General features: G+C 61.7%; 13 protein-coding genes. 8 read left to right on the top strand and 5 right to left on the bottom strand.

Annotation, left to right across the window (positions count from 1 at the left end; all coding sequences use genetic code 11):
* Nucleotides 1–280 precede the first annotated feature (280 nt).
* Nucleotides 281–1201 carry a recombination-associated protein RdgC gene (rdgC, locus tag ACW4TB_RS27080; protein ID WP_279931407.1) on the top strand — a complete coding sequence of 307 codons (921 nt, stop codon included), beginning with the start codon at nucleotides 281–283 and terminating at the stop codon, nucleotides 1199–1201.
* A 179-nt stretch (nucleotides 1202–1380) separates the two neighbouring features.
* Nucleotides 1381–1698, top strand: a complete 318-nt coding sequence (gene sugE, locus ACW4TB_RS27075; RefSeq protein ID WP_012313171.1) for a quaternary ammonium compound efflux SMR transporter SugE — start codon at nucleotides 1381–1383, stop codon at nucleotides 1696–1698.
* Nucleotides 1699–1708: 10 nt separating this feature from the next.
* Here the strand turns inward: sugE and ACW4TB_RS27070 are convergent, their stop codons facing one another.
* Nucleotides 1709–3586, bottom strand: coding sequence for a 1-acyl-sn-glycerol-3-phosphate acyltransferase (locus ACW4TB_RS27070; RefSeq protein ID WP_012313170.1), 1878 nt, complete (start codon nucleotides 3584–3586; stop codon nucleotides 1709–1711).
* 266 nt (nucleotides 3587–3852) lie between these two features.
* On the opposite strand from ACW4TB_RS27070, the gene ACW4TB_RS27065 reads away from it, so the two are divergent.
* On the top strand, nucleotides 3853–5772 hold the full coding sequence (locus tag ACW4TB_RS27065) for a methyl-accepting chemotaxis protein (protein WP_455843123.1): 1920 nt from the start codon (nucleotides 3853–3855) through the stop codon (nucleotides 5770–5772).
* A gap of 64 nt (nucleotides 5773–5836) precedes the next feature.
* On the opposite strand, the gene ACW4TB_RS27060 is transcribed toward ACW4TB_RS27065, so the two are convergent.
* Both ACW4TB_RS27060 and ACW4TB_RS27055 read right to left on the bottom strand, forming a co-directional pair.
* Nucleotides 5837–7138: an SLC13 family permease gene (locus ACW4TB_RS27060; RefSeq protein WP_012313168.1), complete on the bottom strand. Its 1302-nt coding sequence runs from the start codon at nucleotides 7136–7138 to the stop codon at nucleotides 5837–5839.
* A gap of 32 nt (nucleotides 7139–7170) precedes the next feature.
* The gene (locus ACW4TB_RS27055; RefSeq protein ID WP_254467270.1) at nucleotides 7171–8004 is read right to left on the bottom strand and encodes an amidohydrolase family protein; all 834 of its coding nucleotides are present in this window, start codon (nucleotides 8002–8004) and stop codon (nucleotides 7171–7173) included.
* A gap of 166 nt (nucleotides 8005–8170) precedes the next feature.
* Between ACW4TB_RS27055 and ACW4TB_RS27050 the strand changes: the two genes are divergently transcribed.
* Nucleotides 8171–8908, top strand: a complete 738-nt coding sequence (locus ACW4TB_RS27050; protein ID WP_254467269.1) for a GntR family transcriptional regulator — start codon at nucleotides 8171–8173, stop codon at nucleotides 8906–8908.
* Between the two features lie 144 nt (nucleotides 8909–9052).
* Nucleotides 9053–12529: a hybrid sensor histidine kinase/response regulator gene (locus ACW4TB_RS27045; protein ID WP_254467268.1), complete on the top strand. Its 3477-nt coding sequence runs from the start codon at nucleotides 9053–9055 to the stop codon at nucleotides 12527–12529.
* Here the strand turns inward: ACW4TB_RS27045 and rmuC are convergent.
* Nucleotides 12501–13988, bottom strand: a complete 1488-nt coding sequence (gene rmuC / locus ACW4TB_RS27040; RefSeq protein WP_012313164.1) for a DNA recombination protein RmuC — start codon at nucleotides 13986–13988, stop codon at nucleotides 12501–12503. The genes ACW4TB_RS27045 and rmuC overlap by 29 nt on opposite strands.
* Before the next feature lie 37 nt (nucleotides 13989–14025).
* Nucleotides 14026–14316, bottom strand: coding sequence for a sel1 repeat family protein (locus ACW4TB_RS27035; RefSeq protein ID WP_012313163.1), 291 nt, complete (start codon nucleotides 14314–14316; stop codon nucleotides 14026–14028).
* Nucleotides 14317–15341: 1025 nt separating this feature from the next.
* Here ACW4TB_RS27035 and ACW4TB_RS27030 point away from each other — a divergent pair.
* The 3 genes from ACW4TB_RS27030 to ACW4TB_RS27020 all read left to right on the top strand — a co-directional run bounded on the left by ACW4TB_RS27030 (nucleotide 15342) and on the right by ACW4TB_RS27020 (nucleotide 17709).
* Nucleotides 15342–15566 (top strand): hypothetical protein, encoded by a 225-nt coding sequence (locus ACW4TB_RS27030; RefSeq protein WP_012313162.1) that lies wholly within the window; start codon nucleotides 15342–15344, stop codon nucleotides 15564–15566.
* Between the two features lie 281 nt (nucleotides 15567–15847).
* Nucleotides 15848–16297 (top strand): hypothetical protein, encoded by a 450-nt coding sequence (locus ACW4TB_RS27025; RefSeq protein ID WP_196997617.1) that lies wholly within the window; start codon nucleotides 15848–15850, stop codon nucleotides 16295–16297.
* A 146-nt stretch (nucleotides 16298–16443) separates the two neighbouring features.
* Entirely contained in the window at nucleotides 16444–17709 is a 1266-nt protein-coding gene (locus ACW4TB_RS27020; protein WP_012313160.1) for an OmpP1/FadL family transporter, read from the top strand.
* Nucleotides 17710–17876 lie beyond the last annotated feature (167 nt).

Here is a 17876-nt window from a genome sequence, read left to right as displayed (position 1 = left end):
GACGGGATCGAACCGCCGACCCTCTGCTTGTAAGGCAGATGCTCTCCCGGCTGAGCTAATCACCCTTCGTCTCGGTGTGGCGCGCATTCTACGGATGGACCGCCACCCTGGCAAGCACATTTTTCAACTTTTCTAAAAAAAATTCTCAGGCCTTTCAAAGACCTAGCGCCGTCTACGGTTTCTTTCTTTTATATGGCTGCTGGCCCAATGACAGGGCTGGCCTGGAACGGCTGCACGGAGAATAATGCCCCCCTTATGCATTAAGGAGAGACTCACCCTCATGTGGTTCAAGAACCTGCTGACCTACCGCCTGACCCAGGATGTCCCGTTCGAGGCTGAAGCACTGGAGGCCGCCCTGGCCAGCAAGCCGGCCCGCCCCTGCGCCAGCCAGGAGCTGACCACTTATGGTTTCGTCGCGCCGTTCGGCAAAGGCGAAGACGCTCCCCTGGTGCACGTCAGCGGCGAGTTCCTGCTGATTGCCGCGCGCAAGGAAGAACGCATCCTGCCAAGCAGCGTCGTAAACGATGCTGTCAAAGAGAAGGTCGAAGAGATCGAGACCGAGCAGATGCGCAAGGTCTATAAAAAGGAACGCGACCAGATCAAGGACGAGATCATCCAGGCCTTCTTGCCACGCGCGTTCATCCGCCGCTCGATGATCTTTGCCGCCATCGCCCCGCGCATGGGCATGATCCTGGTCAACTCGGCCAGCGCCAAGCGCGCCGAAGACCTGCTGTCGACCCTGCGTGAGGTGATGGGCTCGCTGCCGGTACGGCCTGCCACGGTTAAGATCGCACCGACGGCGACCATGACCGACTGGGTCAAGTCGCAGAAGGCTGCCGAAGGTTTCTATGTGCTGGATGAGTGCGAGTTGCGCGACACCGCTGAAGATGGCGGTATCGTGCGTTGCAAACGCCAGGATCTGACCGGCGAGGAAATCCAGCTGCACCTGAGCACCGGCAAAGTGGTTACCCAACTGGCCCTGGCCTGGCAGGACAAGCTGTCTTTCGTGCTCGACGACAAGATGGTGATCAAGCGCCTGAAGTTCGAGGAGTTGCTGCAGGAGCAGGCCGAACAGGATGGCGGCGATGAAGCGGCGCAGCAGTTCGATGCCAGCTTCCTGCTGATGATGATGACCTTCAGCGAATTCCTGCCGGTGCTGTTCGAAGCGCTGGGCGGCGAAGAGATTCCGCAAGGGGTCTGACGCAGCTTGGAGCTGCAAGCTGCAAGAAAAATCAAAAGCGGTACAGCGGCGCCCAATACGACGCCGTACTGCTTGCAGCTTGCAGCTGCACTATCATGCCCACGGTGAGGACGACCTCACGACGCACTGCGTGACCACTCCGGGGACGGCCCCATCATTGAAACGATGGAGACTCACTCATGTCCTGGATCATCCTGTTCTTCGCCGGCCTGTTCGAAGTCGGCTGGGCTGTCGGCCTCAAATACACCGACGGTTTCACCCGCCCGCTCCCCACCGTGCTTACCGTCGGCGCCATGGTCATCAGCCTGGGCCTGCTGGGCCTGGCCATGAAAGAGCTGCCGCTGGGTACCGCCTATGCCATCTGGACCGGCGTGGGTGCCGTCGGCACAGTGATCGCCGGGATCATCCTGTTCGGTGAATCCATGGCCCTGGTGCGGCTGGTCAGTGTGGCGCTGATCGTTACCGGCCTGATCGGCCTGAAAGTCAGCGCCAGCTGACGGCTTACGCCTAACGCAGGTCGCCGCGCAAGCGGCTGACCTGCTCGCGCAGCAACTCAGGCTGCGCCACCTCCACCGGGATGGAAGCTCCGGCGACGATGGTCACCCGCGACCACAAGCGCTTGAAGAACCCCTTGCCCGGATCGCGGCTGAAGAAGCTGCCCCACAGCCCCTGCAGCGCCAAGGGAATCACCGGCACCGGGGTTTCTTGAAGAATGCGGCTGACACCACCGCGGAACACATCGATCTCGCCATCGCCGGTCAGCTTGCCTTCCGGGAAAATGCACACCACCTCCCCCGCCGCCAGGTACTCGGCGATACGGGCGAACGCGCGCTCGTAAGTGGCCTGGTCCTCATTGCGCCCGGCAATCGGGATGGCACCTGCGGTGCGGAACACGAAATTGAGCACCGGCAGGTTGTAGATCTTGTAGTACATCACGAACCGGATCGGGCGGCGGATCGCCCCGCCGAGCAGCAGCGCGTCAACGAATGACACATGGTTGCACACCAGCAGCGCTGCGCCTTCGTCGGGGATGCGTTCGAGGTCGCGATGCTCCACGCGGTACATCGAGTGGCTCAACAACCAGATCAAAAAGCGCATGGTGAACTCAGGCACGATCCTGAAGATATAAGCGTTGACCAGGATATTGAGCAGCGACACCACCAGGAACAGTTGCGGGATGCTCAGGTCCGCAAGGCCCAGCAGGACGATGGTGAGGAGCGCCGACACCACCATGAACAAGGCATTGAGAATATTGTTGGCCGCGATCACCCGGGCACGCTGGTCCTCGGCGGTGCGCGCCTGGATCAGCGCATACAGCGGCACGATATAGAAGCCGCCGAATACCCCAAGGCCGACGATCGACAACAGGATCCACCAGGCCTGGCTCATGCCCAGCAGGGTCAGCCAGTCATGCGGTGCTGCGCCGGCCGGCACATCACCGGAGTGCCACCACCAGAGCAGCCCGAACAACGTCAGGCCGAACGAACCGAAGGGCACCAGGCCGATCTCGACCTTGCGCCCACTGAGCCGCTCACACAATAACGAGCCCAGGGCGATACCCACAGAGAACAGGGTCAGGACCAGGGTCACCACCGTGCCGTCACCATGCAGCCAGTCCTTGGCATAGGCCGGGATCTGGGTCAGGTAAATGGCGCCGACGAACCAGAACCACGAGTTGCCGACGATAGAACGCGACACTGCCGGCGGTTGCCCCAGCCCCATGCGCAGGATCACCCACGACTGCTTGAAGATGTTCCAGTCCAGTGGCATTTGCGGTGACACGGCCGCCGCACGCGGGATCCAGCGGCTGGCCAAGTAACCCAGCACTGCGGTGCCCACCACCCCGCCCGCCACCACCGTGGCATAGCTGTCGCTGGCCATCATCACCCCGGCGCCGATGGTGCCGGCGAGAATGGCGAGGAAGGTGCCCATCTCCACCAGGCCGTTGCCACCCACCAACTCTTCTTCACGCAGGGCCTGGGGCAGGATCGAATACTTCACCGGGCCGAACAGCGCCGAATGAGTGCCCATGCCGAACAGCGCCACCAGCATCAGCAGCAGGTTATCGCTGACGAAGCCGAGCGCGCCGATGGCCATGATGGCAATTTCGGCCAGCTTGATCGCGCGGATCAAGGCGTCCTTGGCGAACTTCTCGCCAAACTGCCCGCCCAGAGCCGAAAACAGGAAGAACGGCAGGATGAACAGCAGCGCGCAGAGATTGACCCAGATCGAGCGGTCCCCGTCGCCAAGGCTGAGCTTGAACAGGATCGCCAGGATCAGCGACTGCTTGAACAGGTTGTCGTTGAAGGCACCCAGCGACTGAGTGATGAAAAACGGCAGGAAGCGCCGCTTGCCGAGCAAGGTGAATTGCGAGGAATGACTCATCGTCCTTGTTCCCTGAGGGGCTTTTGTCATTTGAGGCACGCAGGCCGCAATAAGCCACAAATTTGCACGGGAACGCCTGCTACTGGCAAGCCAGGCACGCCGGCACACCGCCCGCCGCGCCAAATGATGGCATTTTGACGCCAATCTTCTTGATATCAGTGTTCAGATTTTGTTACATCTGCCGATTAAACATATAGATGACTGTATCTAACAGAAGGAATGGACCTCCGGTCTCCTCCAACGCACAAGAAAAGGAGCTCAGCAGCATGCTTACCTGGATAGGCGACCTCAGGATCGCCCACAAACTCTTCCTCGGTTTCGGCCTGGTGCTGGGCCTGACCTTGCTCCAGTCGCTGATCAGCTGGGAAGGCATGGGCAGCCTGGTACGCCGCAGCGAGGTGGTCAGTGAGGTGTCGCGCCTCAACGATGCCTTGGGCGACCTGCGTGAGGCGCGCCTGCGCCACGCCATCGCCAATGGCGCAGAAAACGAAGGCAAGGCGTTACAGGGCGCGCTTGAACCGTTCCAGACGCCGCTGGCGAAGCTGCGCGGGACCTTGGTCAAGCCACAGAGCCTGGCGTTGATCGACAAGGCCGAGCAGACCCTTCGCGGGTATGCCGCCAACCAGGCGCAGAGCTTCCAGTCGTACCAGAAAATGCGCGCTGCACAAAAGGAAATGGGCGCCCTTGCCACCCGTTCGTTCGCCAGCATCGAGACCATTCGCACCCAGGTACGCGCCCTGCCCGATGCCGAGCAACGCGTTGTACGCAGCGAAGCGATCAACCAGATCCGCGAGAACCTGATCCTGCTTCGCTACCACGTACGCGGCTACACCGGTAACACCAACGCCGACACCGAAAAACTGATGAACGCACAGATCGCCACCACGGTGAACGAGCTGCCAGGCCTGGTGGCGCGTTTCAATGGCAGCTTCGACGCACAGTTCGCCACCCTGAACCAGCAGGTTCGCGCCTATGCCGAGGCGGTCGAAGCTTTCCGTGGTGAAGTGAGCAAGCTGGTCGCGTGCCGCAACGCCATGGCCAGCGACATAAACACGCTCACAGGCCTGATCGGTGAACTGCTCGACGCCCAGGCAGTGTCGGTGGGCAGCGACAGCCAGTTCGCCAAGAACCTGCAGATCTTCACCACGCTGCTGGCGCTGCTCATGGGCATCTTCGCCGCGCTCATCATCGCCCGCCAGATAAGCGCTCCGCTGCAGCAGGCTTTGCGTGCCATGCAGCAGGTAGCCGCCGGAGATCTCAGCGAGCAACCGGCCAGCCGCCGCCGCGACGAAGTCGGCCAGTTGCAGAATGCCTTGCAGGGCATGACCGGCAACCTGCGCGATTTGATCGCGCAGGTGCGCGACGGTATTTCGCAGATTGCCAGTGCCACCGAAGAACTCTCGGCCATCACCGAGCAGACCAGCGCCGGCGCCAGCAGCCAGAAAGTGGAAACCGATCAGGTTGCCACGGCCATGCAGGAAATGGCCGCCACCGTACACGAAGTGGCGCGCAATGCCGGTGAGGCCTCGCAGGCCGCCAGTGCCACGGACGAGGAAGCACGCGAAGGGGAAAGTGTGGCCAACCGCGCCGTCGCGCAGATCGGCCGGCTGGCCAACCAGGTGGACGCCACAGGCCAAGCCATGGGCGCGCTACGCAACGAGAGCCAGCGTATCGGCAAGGTCATGGACGTTATCAAGGCAGTGGCGGAGCAGACCAACCTGCTGGCGCTCAATGCTGCGATCGAAGCAGCCCGCGCTGGCGAGGCTGGCCGTGGCTTTGCCGTGGTGGCCGATGAAGTGCGCAGCCTGGCGCAGCGTACCCAGGCGTCGACCCTGGAGATCGAGTCGGCCATCGGTAGCCTGGAGGAAGGCACCCGTTCAGTGAGCGAACTGATGGACGAAAGCCAGAGCCTGACCCAGAGCAGCGTGGCGCTGGTGCGTGAAGCCGGGGTAGCGCTGGAAGGCATAACCCAACGCGTTTCGGGGATTCAATCGATGAACCAGCAGATCGCTGCGGCGTCCGAGCAGCAGAGCGCGGTGGCCGAAGAGATCAGCCGTAGCGTGGTGACGGTGAGAGATATTTCCGAGCAGACGGCGCAGGCCAGCCAGCAGACGTCCGCCTCCAGTGTCGAGCTGGCGCGCCTGGGTGGGCAGTTGCAGCAGATGATCAGCCGGTTCCGGTTCTAGTCACTGCAACGACAGGCATGAAAAAACCGCAGCCAGGCTGCGGTTTTTTTCATGCTTTTGAACGTCAGAGCACGAAGGTCAGCAGCACATTGAACGCCAGCGCCGCCACGAAGCCGATGGGCGCCGCCTTGAACAGCAACTGCGGGAACAGCGACGTGCGGCTCTGCTCATTGTTGCAGGAGCCCAGAATCAGGCTGCCGCCGGAGGAGAACGGCGAGATCGAGGTGGCTTGCGCACCCGCAACGATGGCAATGAACAGGATCATGGGCTCGATACCCATGCTCTGTGCAATCGGCAGCACCATGGGGAACAGGGCCGGCGTCACGACGCCCAGGGTGCTGGAGAAGATGGACATGAATGCCGCCACCGCACCGAATACCACCGGCACCATGATTGGCGGGATGCTGGTGCCGATCCAGGAGGCGAGGATGTCGATGGTGCCGGCCTTGATCGCCACGGAAATCAGCATGCCCACACCACAGATCATGATCAGCGTGCCCCAGGGCACGGTCGCCATGGCCTTGCGTTCGTCACCGAGCTTGAGCAACAGGGCGATCACCGAGAACAGGCTGGCGATCAGGCCGATGTCCACCTTGGCGTTGATGAAGGCTACCGTGGCATTGCCCGGCAGGGCGATGCTGGCCACCGGCGCAGCCAGTACCATCAGCATCATCGCCAGGGTCAGCCACAACGTGGTTCGCTGCTGGCTGTTGAGCGCCGCTGGCGCATCGACAGCAACGGCCGAAGCCTTCAACGCGCGGCCATGGCCGGTAAGGAAGACGAATACCCCGATCACCAGCAATGGGATGACCAAGGTGCTGACGAAGATACCGGCAGCGTTGATGAAGGCCTGGTTGTCACTCACGCCGGCGTTGGTCATCAGCCCACGGAAGATGATGCCGCTCTGGCTGGACATGAAGTTGGCCCCGCTGAGCGCGCCATAGTTCACGGCCATGCCGCCGACGATCAGGCTCATGCGGGTACGCTCGCACAGCAGCAGGGTAATCGGCGCCATGAACGCCAGCACGGTGTAGTACCCCGCCCCCATCGCGGCGATCACGGTGGCGGCGAAGAACACGGCGAACGGCAGCAACTGCGGCACTGCCCGGCAGCGGTAGATAAGGTGCTCGGCCAGCTTCTCCAAGGTGCCATTGACCGTGGCGAAGCTATAGAACAGGCAGACCGAGAAGATCACGAAGAAGATCTTGAGCGGCCACAGGCCGATGACCTCCGAAGGGCTCAGGCCCATGCCGAAACAACCGATCAGATAGGCAAAGGCGATGGCGAAAAGGCCGATGTTGATCTTGGTCTTGTAACCGAGGGCCACGGCGACGACGATGGCCGCGACGACGAGCATGCTCATCATGTTGAAAGTGTCCTGTTGTTATTGTGTAAGTATCAGCGCGAACGGTCGAAGCCGAACAGCTTCGCCGGGTTGAGTCTCAGCACCTGAGCACGCTCGCCCGCATCGGGGAGCAGCGCTTCGAAGAAGGCATACTGATCGGCGTAGCTGGTCTGGCATTCGAACTGGGTATTGGGCCAGTCGCTACCCCACAGCAAGCGATCCAGGCCACCCGCCGCTTGCCGTATCCGCGCCAGCAGTACCTGCGCTTTGGCCAGATCGGTCTGGCTGCGATAACCGGCAGACAGTTTCAGCCACAGCTTCGGTTCGCCGAGCAGGTGAAGGAAGGTGCGGTGGCTGTCCTTTCGCGGGTCGATCCCTTCGCCAGGCAGACCAAAATGATCGACCACCACATCCACGCCACAGGCGAGGATCGCCGGCACGATCAATGCCAGGTCATCGAAACCACGCTGGATTTCCACCTGCCAGCCGCGCGCAGCCAGGCGTTTGAACAATGCGGTCCACTCGGGCCCGGCATAGTCTGCCAGGTGCTTGCCGATCAGGTTCAGGCGGATGCCCACCACCCCAACGTCACCCAGCGCATCCAGCTGCTGATCGCTGACCGTCGCATCGACGACCGCCACAGCGCGCAGGCGCTCAGGAAAACGGCGCAGGGCCTGGACCATGAAGCTGTTGTCGGTACCCAGAAAACTGGGCTGGATGAGGACGCCATGGGACAGGCCGTGCTGATCCAGGTGATCGAGGTACTGTTCGATCAGTGCATCGTAGTGCGGGCTATAGCGACGGTTGGCCACCATCGGCAAGTCTTGGCGAAAGATATGGGCATGGGTATCGACGCCGGTGATGGCGGGCAGATAGGGGTTGGTCATGAAGCGAACCCTGGTCGATTGTTATGGCAGCTGAAGCGCTGTGTTGTTATACAAACATGCAGTCATATATATGAATATATGACCATATCTTCAGTCGACCGACTCTGTCAATCGAGCCCCGGGTGGTAAAGTAGTGCCAACTCATCAGCCATGGACCCTTCGCACAATGAGTAACGGGATTCTCGGACAAGACCCGCGCCTACCGCTTTATCAGCAAGTACGGGAAGAAATCCTCGCCAGGATCGCCGCCGGGCAATGGCTACCGGGTGCACCGATACCTACTGAAACGGAGCTGACCCGCCTCTACGGTGTCGCCATCGGCACTGTGCGCAAGGCGGTCGACACCTTGGTCAATGAAGGTCTGTTGTTGCGCAGCCAGGGCCGAGGCACCTTCGTGAGACGCCCTGACTTCGAGGGTTCACTGTTTCGGTTTTTCCGACAGGTGGATTCGACCGGCCAGCGCCTGGTGCCGATCAGCCGCATACTGGACAGGCAGTTGCGCGAGCCGCCGGCTGAAGTCAGCGCAGCCCTCGGGCTGGACAACGCAGAACAGGTCATCTGGCTCGAGCGCCTGCGCCTGGTAGATGGCCGCCCGCTGTTCCATGAGCAGATCTGGCTACCGGCTGCGCGTTTCATGGCCCTGCTGGATATTGATGCAGACGCCTTCGGCGACCTGCTCTACCCTTTCTACGAGTCCCACTGTGGCCAGTGCGTAGCCTCGGCCAAGGAAACACTGACAGTCGGTACTGCCGATTCCGCCAGTGCCGGCCACCTGGCAATCAGGGAAGGTGCGCCCGTGGTGGTCATTCAGCGCACGGCCCTGGGTTACGACCGCAACCCGCTGGAGTACCGCGTTTCCCAGGCAGCAGCAGAAGGCTTCCGCTACCAGATCGATATTTCGTGAGGCGATGCCGGGCATCGGCAAAGGTTCATGTGCCCTGGCCTGCGACGACGCGCCACTGCGACCATCGTCGGCGCTGACGAACCCCCGCCTGCGTGCCAGACTGACTGATCGGGACCGCGTTACTTTTTTTGCTCCGGAGTCTTCATGTCGTTGTCCAGCGGGCTGATCGCCCTGGTCGCCCTGGCCTACATGGCCGTCATGTTCGCCATCGCCTTCTACGGCGACCGCCGCAGCACACCATTGCCGCCTCGGCTGCGCGCCTGGGTGTATAGCCTGTCACTGGCGGTGTACTGCACCAGCTGGACTTTCTTCGGTGCGGTCGGCCAGGCGGCCGAGCAACTTTGGGCGTTCCTGCCGATCTACCTGGGCCCGATCCTGCTGCTGATCTTCGCACCCTGGGTGCTGCAGAAGATGGTGCTGATCAGCAAGCAGCAGAACATCACCTCGATCGCCGACTTCATCGCTGCGCGCTACGGCAAGTCGCAGACCCTGGCCGTAGTGGTGGCGCTGATCTGCCTGGTCGGGGTGCTGCCCTACATCGCTTTGCAGCTCAAAGGCATCGTGCTCGGTGTCAACCTGCTGATCGGCGCGAATGCCGACGCCACCGGCACCCGCGTACAGGACACCGCGCTGGTGGTGTCGCTGGTACTGGCGCTGTTCGCCATCGTCTTTGGCACGCGCAGCCTCGACGTGACCGAACACCACCGCGGCATGGTCCTTGCCATCGCGTTCGAGTCGCTGATCAAGTTGCTGGCCTTCCTCGCCGTCGGCGTGTTCGTGGTGTTCAACCTGTACGACGGGTTTGACGACCTGTTCACCCAGGCACGCCAGTCGGTGCTGCTGGACAGCTACTGGCAGGAGACGATCAACTGGCCATCGATGGTGGTGCAGACCGCCGTGGCGATGATGGCGATCATCTGCTTGCCCCGGCAGTTCCACGTGACCGTGGTGGAGAACATCGAGCCACAGGACATGCGCCTGGCGCGCTGGGTGTTCCCGATGTACCTGGCCCTGGCCGCGCTGTTCGTGGTGCCCATTGCCTTGGCCGGGCAAATGCTGCTGCCAGGTGCGGTGATTTCCGACTCCTTCGTGATCAGCCTGCCGTTGGCCGAAGCGCACCCGAGCCTGGCCTTGCTGGCCTTCATCGGCGGTGCCTCGGCCGCCACCGGCATGGTCATCGTCGAGGCCGTGGCGTTGTCGACCATGGTTTCCAATGACATGCTGCTGCCGTGGCTGTTGCGCCGCAATAACGCCGAGCGGCCCTTCGAGGTGTTCCGCCACTGGATGCTGTCGGTGCGCCGGGTGACCATCGTGGTCATCCTGCTGCTGGCCTATGTCAGCTATCGCCTGCTTGGCTCTACCGCAAGCCTTGCAACCATCGGCCAGATTGCCTTCGCCGCCGTGACCCAACTCACTCCAGCCATGCTCGGTGCGCTGTACTGGAAGCAAGCCAACCGCCGTGGCGTGTTCGCCGGCCTCGCAGCGGGTATCTTCCTGTGGTTCTACACCCTGGTGCTGCCGATCGCCGCCCACAGCCTGGGCTGGTCGCTGCAGCTGTTCCCGGGCCTGGCGTGGCTGCACGGCAACCCGCTGGGCCTGCCGATCACGCCGCTCACCCAGGGCGTGGTGCTGTCACTGGCGGGCAACTTCACGTTGTTCGCCTGGGTCTCGATGCTGTCACGCACGCGCGTGTCGGAGCACTGGCAGGCCGGGCGCTTCATCGGCCAGCAGACCAGTGCCCGCCCCAACGGCAAACCGCTGCTGGCGGTGCAAATCGATGACCTGCTGACGCTGGCCTCACGCTTTGTCGGTGAGGAACGTGCCCGGCAAAGCTTCATCCGCTTTGCCTATCGCCAGGGCAAAGGCTTCAACCCCAACCAGAACGCTGACGGCGACTGGATCGAACACACCGAGCGCCTGCTCGCCGGGGTGCTCGGCAGCTCCTCGACCCGCGCAGTGGTCAAAGCGGCCATCGAAGGCCGCGACATGCAGCTTGAAGACGTCGTGCGAATCGCCGACGAAGCCAGCGAAGTGCTGCAGTTCAACCGCGCGCTGCTGCAAGGCGCCATCGAGAACATCAACCAGGGCATCAGTGTGGTCGACCAGAACCTGCATCTGGTGGCCTGGAACCGTCGCTACCTGGAGCTGTTCAACTACCCCGACGGATTGATCAGCGTGGGCCGGCCGATCGCCGACATCATCCGCTACAACGCTGAACGCGGCCTGTGCGGCCCTGGCGAGGCACAGGTGCATGTGGCGCGGCGCCTGCACTGGATGCGCCAAGGCCGTGCGCATTCGTCCGAGCGGCTGTTCCCCAATGGCCGGGTGATCGAACTGATCGGCAACCCGATGCCCGGGGGCGGCTTTGTGATGAGCTTCACCGACATCACCCCATTCCGCGAGGCCGAACAGGCGTTGCGCGATGCCAACGAGCGCCTTGAACAGCGGGTGGCCGAACGCACCCACGAGCTGTCGCAACTGAACCAGGCCCTGTCGGAGGCCAAAAGCCAGGCCGAAGCGGTCAGCAAGTCCAAGACCCGCTTCCTGGCAGCGGTCAGCCATGACCTGATGCAACCGCTCAACGCCGCGCGCCTGTTCTCCGCCGCCTTGTCGCAGCAGGCCGAGGGCATGAACGACGAGGCCCAACAGTTGGTGCAGCACATGGACAGCTCGCTGCGTTCGGCCGAAGAGCTGATCAGCGACCTGCTGGATATCTCGCGCCTGGAAAACGGCAAGATCACCCCCGACATCAAGCCGTTCGCCCTGAATGAGCTGTTCGATACGCTGGGTGCCGAGTTCAAGGTCCTGGCCGCCGAGAAGGGGCTGGAGTTCCGCTTGCGCGGTAGCCGCCTGCGCATCGACAGTGACATGAGGCTGCTACGCCGGGTGCTGCAGAACTTCCTTACCAACGCCCTGCGTTACGGCAAGAGCCCGATCCTGCTGGGCGCCCGGCGCCAGGGCGAACGGCTGTGGCTGGAGGTGTGGGACCGCGGCCCGGGCATCGCCGACGACAAGCTGCAGGTGATCTTCCAGGAGTTCAAGCGCCTGGACAGCCACCAGACCCGCGCCGAAAAGGGCCTGGGGCTGGGCCTGGCGATTGCCGATGGCCTGTGCCGGGTACTCGGCCACACGCTGCAGGTGCGCTCATGGCCCGGCAAAGGCACCGTGTTCCGCGTCAACGTACCGATCGCCCGCCAGGCCGTAGCTGCGCCGAGCGCACCGGTGGAGCAAGCCAGCCAACCGCTGGCCGGGCTGCAGGTGCTGTGCATCGACAACGAAGATAGCATCCTGATCGGCATGAACAGCCTGCTCAGCCGCTGGGGCTGCCAGGTGTGGACGGCGCGCAACCGCGCCGATTGCGAGGCGTTGCTGGCGCAAGGCATGCGCCCGCATCTGGCGCTGGTGGACTATCACCTGGATGACGGCGAAACCGGAACCGGGCTGATGGGCTGGCTACGCGCCCGCCTGGGCGAGCCGGTGCCTGGGGTGGTGATCAGCGCCGACGGCAGCAAGGAAACCTTGGCCACGGTTCATGCCGCCGGCCTCGATTACCTGGCCAAGCCGGTCAAGCCCGCGGCCTTGCGCGCACTGCTCAATCGCCATCTGAGCCTGGTTCAGTAACCGCCTCGTCCGGCAACCTTTCATCCGTCAGCGCCCGCTCCAGCAAGTCGGCCGGCAGGCTCTTGCTGGCACGGGCGCCGAGCAGCTTGAGCTGCTCACTGCGGCTGACCAGATTGCCACGCCCTTCACAGAGTTTGTTGCGCGCTGCGGCATAGGCCTTGTCGACCTGCTGCAGGCGATTGCCCAGCTCGTCAAGGTCCTGGATGAACAGCACGAACTTGTCATACAGCCAACCGGCGCGTTCGGCGATCTCGCGGGCGTTCTGCCCCTGGCGTTCTTGCTTCCATAAGCTGTCGATGACCCTCAGGGTAGCGAGCAAAGTGGTCGGGCTGACGATCACGATCTGCCGGTCGAAGGCCTCCTGGAACAGGTTCGGCTCGGCCTGCAGGGCTGCCGAGAACGCGGCCTCGATGGGCACGAACAACAGCACGAAATCCAGGCTGTGCAGGCCTTCCAGGCGGCTGTAGTCCTTGCTCGACAGCCCTTTCACGTGGCTGCGCAGCGACTGTACGTGCTGCTTGAGCGCGCTTTCATCATTGCTGCTGACGAACTGCTGGTAGGCAGTGAGGCTGACCTTGGCATCGACCACCACCTGCTTGTCACCCGGCAACATGATCAGTACGTCTGGCTGGAAGCGCTCGCCATCGGCGCTCTTGAGGCTGACCTGGGTCTGGTACTCGCGGCCCTTTTCCAGCCCGGCATGCTCCAGCACACGTTCGAGAATCAACTCACCCCAGTTGCCCTGGGTTTTCTGGCCCTTGAGCGCCTGGGTAAGGTTGGTGGCTTCGTCGGACAGGCGCAGGTTGAGTTGCTGCAGGCGCTCCAGTTCCTTGCCCAGCGAAAAGCGCTCACGGGCTTCCTGCTGGTAGCTTTCCTCGACACGCTTTTCGAAGGCCTGGATGCGCTCCTTGAGCGGGTCGAGCAACTGACCCAGGTGCTGCTGGCTGGTCTGGGCAAAACGCTGCTCGCGTTCGTCGAAGATCTTCGTGGCCAGCTCGGCGAACTGCGCACGCAGGGTATCGCGGGCTTCCTGCAGGTCTTCAAGGCGCTGCTGATGGCTATCCTGCTGCTCACGCAGCTCAGCTTCCAGGCGTGCTGCCTGGGCCTCCAGGCGACGCAGTTCAGCTTCCCGGTTGACGCGCTCGAGGTGCCAGGCGTGGGCGGCGTCACGGGCATTGTCGCGGTCAATCTGCAGCAGCTCGAGTTCGCGGCCCTGGGCGGCCAGTTGGGCCTGCTTGAGCGTGTTGGCTTCGCTCAGGTCACTGACCTCGTCCCGGCTGGCATCCAGTTGCGCCTGTAGGCCCGCCTGCGCCAGCAGGGCCCCATTGAGGCGCTCTTCTAGCAAGGCCCGCTCGCCTTGGCGGGCAGCCTGGCGGCGCTGCACATGCATGACCCAAACAAGGCAAGGCAAGGCGCCTGCCACCAAGCCCAGCACAATGCTGGTCAGATCCACTGCCATGCTTACCCCGAACAGTCTGTCGCAAATGAGGTGCAGCTTAACAGTCCGTTTGTTCCTGCGCCTGCCCAGGCTCACTGGCCTGGCAGAGCCGCGCATACTCCAGTTGCGCACGGCGGTCGCCGGCGCGCGCCGCCTGGCGCAGCAGTTCATGACCGATGCGCCTGTCACGGGAATTGCCGCAATCGCGGCAGAGCATCTGCCCCAACCGGCTCTGGGCCACTACCACGCCCTCCCGAGCCGGCTGTTTGAGCAGGCGTCCGGCCAGATGCTTGACCTGAGGCTTCTCGCCCAGGCGCGGGTTGTCCAGCAGCCATAGGGCCACTTTCAATGAAAAGCGTTTGGACGAAGGGGCTGATGAAGAAACAGCGGGTTCGGTGGGGGATTTACCGCGAAATTTCATGACAAACAGAGAAGGCAATTCGAAAGGCGCGTCACTCTACCCTTTTTTTCATGTCGTGGCCTGACGATTTTCTGAGTCCGGAAAGAAATTTCGATGATCTTTTCTTGACGTTCCCAAGTGGATGACCGGCGGGTCTGCCGCTGCCTGATGATTGTCGGACAGTTCTGTAATTTGCTGGCACTCCCGTCCTAGAGCAAGCGCTCGGGACAATCCACAGTTCCTGTGGATAACTCGGTGGACAACCCCCCAAACCACCCCGCAAACCCGCGTGAAACGGGGCTTGCAGTCAAACTGACGATTTTTTCACCAGCAAAAAATAGTGTTTTTTTTCATTGACTTAAGGTGCCAGTCAAGGCATTGGCAGGCTTAGCGGGGGGTGTCGCCAAGCTGTTACAAGTCACGCCTCGTATGTGAACAAGTGCACCGAAAACCTGCATTTGAATGCACGAAATTGGTACATCCAGCCGGTTGTGGGCCATTTGCCCCCTCTTCACACAACGCAAAAGAAACGCCATACTGCACGGCTTACCTGAAGAAATGTGACAAAGCTTGCAAAGTACCCAAGCTTCCGGTAAGGTGCGCCTCGTTAGTACCAAGCTGAAAGTCAATTCTGGCCAGAAGCGTCCTTGCAGGCCTGCTCCCCCCAAGAGCAACACTGCTGAAACCAGGACCGGCCCTTTCGATGATTCACTCACCAGCCTTGCGCTGTTCAGCACGAATCACGTGACAGATTGATCAGGATTCCATACCGATGGCCTAGAACCTTGGCCCCGGCATGCTGCCTGCCCTCTGAAGTACCTACCAGTCAGCCCAAGCGCCCACCTTATGATTGCGCCCCCTCTGGCTGCCCTGTTCCAGTCAGGTTCGTTCGTCCCTTAATAAAGGCGTCACTGGAACGTTTCTATCATGCACGGATCATAATCCCCGTGTTTAAAGCAGGAACATCCAACAATATGCAAACTCATCATCAAATTCAGGCTGCCATTGGCACCCTTTCCCAGGCCTTCTCGCCGTTGAAGTGCCTTATCACTGCCCCACGCAAGGGCAACTTCAGCTTCACCCTGGTGGACGAGCACGGCGTTGCCTGCCACACCGAACGCCTGTACCCAGAACAGTACAGCCGCTCGGAACCGCTGCAGGCCGTCATTGCCCGGACGCGCCAGTCGCTCACTGCGTGAGCGGCGAATACCGTAGCATTCAGCTGTTGAATGCAGTAAACGGTAAGCTACCTGATCGTTCTTGGCCTAATTGCCGCAGGGCATATAGCGCCGAACGTCAGGCAGCAATCGATTTAAAAACAGCCCTTTACACCACGATTATCACACTACACTTCAACTCGAGCGGCCCTTGCCGCTTCCGGCGGGCCTGATCACTCACCAGCTGCCAAGCTCCCACGCCCGTCGGCCCCTTACTGCTCGAGGGCATCATGGGTATTGCGGCGAATGAATTGTGTCAGTATGTGATTCGACCAACCTTGGTCTACCTCAATCGTCATTGCGCCAGTGCCGAAGCCCTTTTGCTGGGCATCGCGGCCAGCCAGTCGGCACTCGGTTCGGCGCTGCATGACCGCCGTGGCCACGGCCTGTACCGTATCGGCGAGCATCGCCATCGGGCGGTCTGGGACGATTTCCTCGCCCGTGACCCTGAGTTGGCCAGCCTGGTTCGCGGCCTGGCGAGCCAGCATGCCTTCCTGGGCGGCCCGCACCTGGAACTGGCAGTCAACCTGCGCTACTCCACCGCCATTGCCTGGATGCTGATCGAGGCTCAAGCCACACCCCTGCCTGCCGTTGACGACCTGCTAGGCCAGGCGCGAATCTGGCGCCAGATTTTTCACCCCCAAGGTCGTCTGCGCGACTTCACTCAAGCCTGGCATCTGTGTATTGCTCAGAAATTGCCGCAGGCATCTTAAGAAACGTCCTACAGCATTGCCGGAAAAAATGGAATTTTGGTCGGATTGTCCTACAAAACCGCTCTATCTCCTGCGATACAGGCTATGGCGCGGCGCGTGAATTGTTGGTAGCTTTTCGCCCCGGAGATCCCAAGGAGTTTCTAATAATGAAAAAAGTAATGCTCAAAACCTCCCTCGGCTTGGCCGTGGCTTTCGCTTCCAGCCATCTGTTCGCTGCCGGCTTTGCCCTCAATGAACAGAGCATCAGCAGCATGGGGACAGGTTTCGCGGGACGTTCTTCTTCTGCCGAAGATGCCAGTACCGTGTTTGGCAACCCGGCAGGCATGTCACGCCTCAAGCGCGAACAGTTCACCGTGGGCGGCGCAGCCGTCATCGCCAAAACCGATATCTCGGGCCCTGGAAGCAACCTCGGGGGGGAAACCGATGGTGACATGGTGCCTGTAGTCGGCGTGCCGATGGGTTACTACGTCAAACCCATCGATGATCACTGGAGCGTCGGTTTCGGCGTTTATGTACCGTTTGGCCTGGTAACCGACTACGGTAGCGACGATGCCGCGCGCTACTGGGGTAAAAAGAGCCACGTCGAAGTCGTCACCTTCCAGCCCACCGTCAGCTACGCCTTCAACGATAAAGTTTCGATCGGTTTCGGCCCGACCATCAACCGCATCAAGGGCGAACTGGGCTCGAGCCTGATCAACCCGTTCACCCCGGGCAGCAATGACGGTGAAGTGAAGATCAAGGGCGACGATACCGCCATCGGTTACAACATCGGTATCCTGGTGCAAGCCACAGACCGCACCCGCGTAGGCCTGACCTACCACTCCATGGTCGACTACAAGCTCGAAGGCAAGACCCGTGTCAGCACACCATTGATCGGCCCCTTCAACGGCGACAAGTTCGACGCCAGCCTTAAGATCAAGACACCGGAATCGGTCGACCTTTCGGTCACCCATGAGCTCGACGACCAATGGACCCTCTACGCGGGCAGCACCTGGACCCGCTGGAGCCGCCTGGAAGACATCACCGTGCAGAACGATGTTCCGGCACCGCTGGCAGGTTCGGCGTTCGAGACCATCAGCGAAGAGCAGAACTGGCATGACACCTGGGCCCACGCCATTGGCGCGTCCTACAAGGTGAACAAGGAGTGGGTGCTGCGCACCGGCTTTACCGTCGACCAGTCGCCAACCAACAACCACGACCGTTCACCACGCATCCCGACCGGCGATCGCAAGGTGTTCAGCCTGGGTGCGGGCTGGAGCCCGAACGACGACATGACCATCGACGTGGCCTACTCCTACCTGTGGGAGGAAGACACCAAGGTCAACCAGGTCAGCGCCAGCAAAGGCAGCTACCAGGCCAAGTACGAGAACAGCGCTCACGGTGTGGGTGCCTCCCTCACCTACCGCTTCTGATACGTACGGCTGTGTGAACGCCGCCCTTGTGGCTGATGCCAGTCAGTTAGCTTAATCAGGGCTGCTACGCAGCCCATCGCCGGCAAGCCAGCTTGTATGGTAGGACTCGAAGGGGTGGGTGGGACCTAAAGCCGGCTTCTGACTGTTCGCAGCAGTACAGACCGTGG

It is taken from the genome of Lelliottia jeotgali (assembly GCF_977070485.1).
The sequence above is the reverse complement of the archived record's forward strand: the minus strand, read 5'-3'. Positions and strand labels throughout refer to the sequence as shown.